Annotated in this window: 4 protein-coding genes and 1 pseudogene; all 5 read left to right on the top strand. The window is 70.3% G+C overall.

What is annotated here, in order from left to right; genetic code table 11:
• Positions 1 to 274: pseudogene (locus tag IEZ12_RS39745) on the top strand (hypothetical protein); the annotation flags it as partial.
• On the top strand, positions 271 to 969 hold the full coding sequence (locus IEZ12_RS35085) for a helix-turn-helix domain containing protein (protein ID WP_189278140.1): 699 nt from the start codon (positions 271 to 273) through the stop codon (positions 967 to 969). The pseudogene IEZ12_RS39745 and the gene IEZ12_RS35085, both read left to right, overlap by 4 nt.
• 750 nt (positions 970 to 1,719) lie before the next feature.
• Entirely contained in the window at positions 1,720 to 3,540 is a 1,821-nt protein-coding gene (locus IEZ12_RS35080; protein ID WP_189278138.1) for an ATP-dependent nuclease, read from the top strand.
• Positions 3,541 to 3,939: 399 nt separating this feature from the next.
• Positions 3,940 to 5,103, top strand: a complete 1,164-nt coding sequence (locus tag IEZ12_RS35075; protein WP_189278135.1) for an exonuclease SbcCD subunit D — start codon at positions 3,940 to 3,942, stop codon at positions 5,101 to 5,103.
• Positions 5,103 to 7,044, top strand: a 1,942-nt coding sequence (locus IEZ12_RS35070) for an AAA family ATPase (RefSeq protein ID WP_189278133.1), incomplete at its 3' end; no start/stop codon positions are given. The genes IEZ12_RS35075 and IEZ12_RS35070, both read left to right, overlap by 1 nt.

Raw genomic sequence — 7,044 nt, 5'->3', positions numbered from 1 at the left:
GGCGGCGCTGCTGGACATGAAGTACCGCCAGGGCAAGGAGATCATCGGCCACGCCGGCGCGCTGCACGCCAAGCCGGGGACGGTCGTGTACTTCGGCACGGACGGCATCGCGCTGACCGAGCGTCAGCCCTGGCCGTATCGCGGGGAGCCGGGTGACTACCTCCTCAAGGGCCACTTGACCGGCCCGGCGCCTCACCCGACCAGCCAGGAGGAGTACCTGAAGCTGCGCGCCCTGGGCCGCGCCGAACTCGCCGAGAAGGGAGCTGACCAGTGAGCCCCGCCGACCCGAACCAGCCGAACGAAGCCGCCCGCCTCACCCAGGAGCTGATCGACCAGGGCTACACCAAGCGCCAGGTCGCCAAGATCCTCGGCCGCGACGCCAGCCTGGTCTCGCAGTTCTTCACCAAGGGCAAGGGCGCGAGCATGGTCGGTGCGCTGCGCCAGCTGGTCCGCGCGGTGCGCGGCGGCGAGCGCGACGAGGAAGCACTGGTCGGGATCGCCGAGGCGAACACCACCCGCCGCCGGACCAGGACCGGGCAGAGGGCCCGGGTCCGCGGCAAGGACACCGTCGGCGAGGCGGGCGGGTCGATGGCCGGCCGCGCGGGCAAGCAGGCCATCCGCTCCGGCGCTTCCCACCTCGCGCCGGTGGTGCACGCCACCGGCCAGGCCGGCGGCCGCCTCGCCTTCACCGTCCGTATGAAGGCCGACCAGTACGTCCACTCGGCCGGGTCGGAGAAGGACTCCGGTGGCATCCGCCGCGGCTTCGTCCCCCGCTCCGACGGCACCGAGGAGCGCACCTACGGCTCCGCCTCCACCGGCGGATTCGACGCCGCCGAGTGGTCCCAGCGCGTCGCCGACCACCACGGCGACGTCACCGAGGCCATGCGCGAGTGGCTGGTCGAGACCGGCCGCGCCGTCGACGACGCCGACATCGCCTACCTCGAAGTCCGCGGCTGGGTTCCCGAGTAACGCCGCCAACGGCCAGCAGCCAGGCCGCACAGACCGAGACCGGCACCATGTGCCCCTTGCTGCCCGGGTCACCGGCCGAACCGGCCGGTGACCCGGGCAGCAACAGCGCGGCACGGGCCGGCAGCAGAGCGAGAGCGGCGAAGCCGAAGAACGCGGCCGCCACCGCCTTCACGAGCGACTCCACACCGACCAGTGCACCGGCCGACATGTCTGCAGCCGCCGCCGTGAACCGCACAGTCACGCGGACGCCCGGCCACAGGCGGGCAGCCTCGGAGAACTCCACAAGCGCCACCGCACCCACGCCGGCCGCAGCAGCCCCACAGCCCGCCGCTACCCGCCCCGTGAACAGCCCAGCACCGGGCGCGAGTGCAACGATCACAGAGCCCCCGTAGACGGCAACAGCCCGGCGATGTGGACGCGCAGCCCGCCCGCCCCTCCGAGCCGTTCCGCGGCCAGCGCCGGAGTGCCCGATGGCAGACATTGTCGGCGATCGCCACCTCCGGCCGGCGTCCGAGAACCCGAAGATCACGCCGCATCACCGGCTGGGAACAGGCACGGCGGTCGGAGCCCGCCGAAAGGTTGCCCCACCGTCCGGTGGCTTCCGGTCCTTCGCTGCCGCGGCACGGGCGCCGTGCCGATGAGCCTACGATGGTCACCTGCGACGGAGGTGGCGTCAGGAGCCCTGTGTCGCAGGCTGTTTGCTGCCTGCGACACGGCACGGCGGCAGGGGAGAGCGGAGCGGCTGCAACTGTGCACCTGAAGGACTTCTCCGTCAGCGGGTTCCGCTCGCTGACGCTGGTCGAGAACATCCCCATCAGCGCGCCGACCATCCTGGCCGGCCACAACGACGGCGGGAAGAGCGCAGTGCTCGCCGCCCTCGACTTCCTCCTCGGCGGCTACCGACCGGTCGAACAGGACCGGACCTACACCAACCCGCCGACAGACGCCGCCGCTCCGGCCCGCTGCGCCTCGACCTGGGCCGAAGGCCGCTTCGCCCTGGACGCCGCCGAACAGGCGATGGGCTTCCCGGCCGAGTTGAAGATCCGGCGCCGGGTGGAGGGCGACAGCGCGCCCGTGCTCGAGTACTGGGCCCAGCTCCCGAGCGACCCCAGGCTGCGTGATCTCGACTCGCTGCTCGTACCCGCTCTCAGGGAGCTGGCGGAGACCTTCGGACTGCAGGTCGGGGGAAAAGGGCTCAAGGCCGACCTGCAAGCGGCGCTCGCCGCACACGCGGCGCGGTCTCCGCAGGTAGCCGAATGGACCACCCTGCCCAAGCAGTTGGCGCGGCGGCTGCCGAGGCTGCTGTCGTTCAGCGGGAAGGACGAGAGCCCGGACCGGGCAATCCACACAGCACTGGCCGGCAGCTACCAGGCCCATCTGGCAGACGACGGCCTGCAGGGCCGCCTGCGGACGATCGAGACCGAGGTCACCGACCTGGTCAAGGGCGACGCCGCCGACCTGTGCGCGCACATCAAGGCACACTGCCCGGACCTCGTGGAGGTCTCCGTCGAACCGGAGGTTTCCTTCTCCCACGGCTTCAAGCACGCGCACCTGCACATCTCCCGCGCCCACGGCGAGCGGGTCGACCTCTCCAGGTCCGGCCGCGGCAGCAACCGTCGGATCGCCCTCGCCGTCTGGGAGTGGACCAGCAAACTCCTGGAAGAGCCCCGACCGGACGAGGACGACATGCCGCCCGTCCAGACGATCGTCGTCTACGACGAGCCCGACACCCACCTGGACTACACCCACCAGCGGACCGTGATGGACCTCATCCGCCGCCAGTGCGCGACGGAAGCAGTCAAGGTCGTCGTGGCCACCCACTCGATGAACCTCATCGACGGCGTGGACATCGCCGACGTCGTCCACCTGCGCCTGGAAACGGGCCGCACCGTCGTCGAGCGCCTCGCAGACGACACGCACAAGGGCATCGACCTGCACCTCGGGAAGATCGCCTCCGCACTCGGCCTGCGCAACTCCGTCCTGCTCCACGAGCGCTGCTTCCTCGCCGTCGAGGGAGCCACCGAACAGCAGGCCATCCCGGTGCTCTTCCGCCTCTCGCAGGGGCTGTCCCTGCAAGCGGCCGGCATCGCCCTGTGGGCCTGCAACAACAACGAAGGCGCCCTCCACCTCGCCCGCTACCTCGCCGCCCAGCGCCGCACCGTGATGCTGCTGGTCGACGCCGACAGCCGCAACGTCGCCAAGTTCTTCAAGGACGACCGGCTGCGCCACTACGGTCTCGATCCCGCGACGCAGGTGTCCTTCGTCGGCGAGGCCGAGAACTTCAACGAACTCGAGGAACTCTTCGACGACGAGCTGTGGGCCCGAGTGGCCAACCGCAAGTGGCCGCGCCATGAGGGCGAGCAGCTCTGGGAGGCCGCGGACTTCAAGGCCCACCGCGGTGGCCGGAAATTCAGCAAGGACATTCTGGACATGATTAAGGAGAAGGGAAGCAAGAGCCCGGACGGTAAACCCGAAATGGTCTACGAGTTGGCCACGTCCCTTGACTCCGCTTTCGAGGTGCCATCGCAGTTGAGGGCGGTATTCGTGGCATTGCGCGCAAGTGCGGGCTGATCATTCCCGGACAACGCGTCCTGCTGTAGCCGGGCGGCGCGCCGTGCCTTCATCCGGGCCTTGCGCTGCTCAACGGTCGGGGAGGCCCAGGCATGCCAGCCCACCTCCTCCACCCACTGCCGTGCGTGGACCCGCTCGTCGATGCCACACCACCGGCACCCGTTCGGAGCAGGGAAACCGCTACGCAAAGAGCCTTGCTCGGAAGTCATCTCTCCCCCTCTCTGGCCATATTCTTTCCCGCCGCACTGACAATCTCCTGCCCCCGCGCCCGCCGCTCACGCCTCTGCGGCGGCGGTGCTGCGGCCTCCAGCCCGGGCAATTCCCACAGATCACCACCGCGCGGACCAAAACACCGAAGTCGGCCCGCACTCCATACCCGGACGGCTACGGTCAGCGACCATGCGATTGCTCCACACCTCGGACTGGCACCTCGGACGGACGTTCCACCGAGAGCCCCTCATCGACGCCCAGCGCGTCTTCCTCGACCACCTGCTGACCATCGTCCAGGAGCGAGAGGTGAACGCGGTCCTCGTCGCAGGCGACATCTACGACCGGGCCATCCCATCACTGGACGCCGTCGCCCTCTTCGACCACGTCCTCAACAGCCTGGCCGACCTCCACGTCCCCGTCATCATGATCAGCGGCAACCACGACTCGCCCCGCCGTCTCGGCGTCACCTCCCGCCTGATCGAACGAGCCGGCATCCACCTGCGCACCGACCCCGCGACCTGCCACACACCCGCGATGCTGCGCGACGTGCACGGACCCGTCGCCTTCTACGGCCTGCCCTACCTCGAACCGTTCCTGACCCGCGAGGAGATGGCCGCCGACACACCCACCCACCAGGCCGTCCTCGGCGCCGCGATGGACCGGGTCCGCGCCGACCTCGCCACCCGCCCGGCGGGCACCCGCTCCGTCGTCCTCGCCCACGCCTTCGTCACTGGCGGCCACACCAGCGACAGCGAACGCGACATCACCGCCGGCGGCATCCCCACCGTCCCCGCCGCCGTCTTCGAAGGCATCGACTACGTCGCCCTCGGCCACCTCCACCGCCCGCAGAAAGTCACCGACCGCATCCGCTACAGCGGATCCCCCCTCGCCTACTCCTTCTCCGAAGCCGGCTACGCCAAGACCACCTGGCTCGTCGACCTGGACGCCGACGCCAACCTCACCACCGAAGCCCTCGCCTGCCCCCGCCCCCGAATCCTGGACACCCTCACCGGACACCTCGACACCCTGCTCAACGACCACCGGCACGAACACCTGCGCGACGCATGGCTGCACGTCACCCTCACCGACCCGCAACGCCCCATCAACGCCATGGACCGCCTGCGCACCCGCTTCCCCCACACCGTCCAGCTCACCTTCGCCCCCGAAGACGGCGGTCCGGAAAGCAGCACCACCTACACCGAACGCACCCGCCACCGCACCGAACTCGAGATCACCGCCGGATTCGTCGAACACGTCCGAAACGGCCACGCCCCCACCCCCGCCGAACACGACCTCCTGCGCCGAGCAGCCGAAGCTACCCGTCTGAACGACACCGCGAAGGAAGCCCGCTGATGCGCCTGCACACCCTTGCCCTGCAGGCCTTCGGCCCCTTCCGCACCCGGCAGAGCATCGACTTCGACACACTCTCCCAAGGCGGACTGTTCCTCCTGCACGGCGCCACCGGCGCGGGGAAATCCACCATCTTCGACGCCGTCTGCTACGCCCTCTACGGCAACGTGCCGGGGGAGCGGCACCAGAGCGCCCTGCGCAGCCACCACGCCGACCCCGCCACACCCACCCAGGTCGAGCTGGAGTTCAGCATGGCCGGGCGCCGCCTGAGAATCGTGCGCACTCCCCAGCAGGATCGGGCCCGGCGTGACGGAACCGGCACCACGCGGTCGCAGGCCAAGGCCGCTCTGGAGGAACGGCACGGCGACGACGCTCTCGGCCGAGCCCTGTGGAAGCCAGTCACCACCGCCCACCAGGAAGTCGCCCGCGAGATCGAAGCGCTGCTGGGCATGAACCGCGAACAGTTCTGCCAAGTGGTCCTGCTGCCGCAAGGCGACTTCGCGAGATTCCTGCGAGCCAAGGCCGAGGACCGCGCCACCGTCCTGGGGCGCCTCTTCGGCACCCACCGCTTCCGCAACATCGCCCGCTGGCTCACCGACCACGCCAAGGAGAGCGGCCAGCGCTGCGACGACGCCCGCCGGGCCGTCCTGCGCGACATCGACCGCATCCAGGACACCGCCGGCACCCCGATCACCGACCCGGTCGAGGAACCGGCCCCCACCGAGGACAGCATCGACACCACCCACCCCACGGCACTCGCCTGGGCACAGGCCGTACACGACCGCACCGCCGAGGCCCACCAGGGCACCGCCGCCACACTGCAGGCCGCCCGCAGGGAGCACAGCACCCAAGAAAGCCGAACCGCACAGGTCCGCATCCTGGCGGAGCGCCAGCGGCGCCACCGCACCGCAGCCCAAGCCCTGTCGGACCTGCAGGCGCAAGCCCCGGCCTTCGAGAACCTGCAGACGATCCTGGAACGCGGTCGCCGCGCCGAGCAGATCCGGCCCCTCATCCAGGCCCTCGACGACGCGGACCATGACTACCAGGAAGCGCACCACGCCGAGACACAGGCCAGGACACAACTGCCAGGCCCCCGACGCGACGACACCGAAGAAAGCCTCACCGCCGCCGAGAACCACCTGAAGAACGACCTCGGCCGCCTCGACGCCCTTCGCCACGACGAACAGCGCTCCGAAGAACTGGCAGCCTCCCTCACCGATCTCGAGGCCGAATTGGACCAGGCGCAGGCCGACCACGACGAAATCGCCCACTGGCTGGACCAGGCAGACACCCGACGCGCAGAGCACACCGCGCGGATCGACCGAGCCCAGCTGGCGCAGACCCACGCAGACAAACTCGCCGCCACCCTGCCGCACCTCGAACAGCAACTCGCCGCAGCCCGCCGACGCGACGACCTGGCCGCCGAGATCACCAAGGCCCGGACCGACACCGACAAACTCAAAGAAGCCGTCATCCACAGCGCGGCACACGCCCGCGGGATCCGGAACCGCCGCATCGACGGCATGGCCGGTGAACTCGCCGGCCGGCTGCGCCCCCAGGAGCCCTGCCTGGTCTGCGGCTCACCGGTCCACCCCCGGCCGGCGACCGCCGCCGCCGACCACCCGAGCAGGGAGGACGAGGCCCGCGCGGAGAAGGCTTACCAGCAGGCCGACCAGACCTGCAAGGAAGCCGAACAGGACCTCGTCCGGCTCATGGCCGAAGCGGCCTCGGCCCAGGAACTGGCCGACGGGCAGACGACCGCCGACCTCCAGCAGCGTCACCGCGCCGACCGACAGACCCACAAGGACCTCCTGGCCGCCGCGGCGGACGCCGCGCCCGCGAACGAGGAACTGCGCACCTTCGACGAGACACGCGCGACCCGGACATCCGAACTCGCCGGCCTGGGCCGACGGATCGGCGACTACCTCGGCCGCCAGGAGACCT

Origin of the sequence: Kitasatospora griseola (assembly GCF_014648555.1) — a bacterium.
GTDB lineage: Bacteria > Actinomycetota > Actinomycetes > Streptomycetales > Streptomycetaceae > Kitasatospora > Kitasatospora griseola.
The sequence above is the reverse complement of the archived record's forward strand: the minus strand, read 5'-3'. Positions and strand labels throughout refer to the sequence as shown.

Bases quoted from the DNA above. Each gene is read 5' to 3' on its own strand.
- IEZ12_RS35075 (WP_189278135.1), top strand. From the start codon at position 3,940: ATGCGATTGCTCCACACCTCGGACTGGCACCTCGGACGGACGTTCCAC.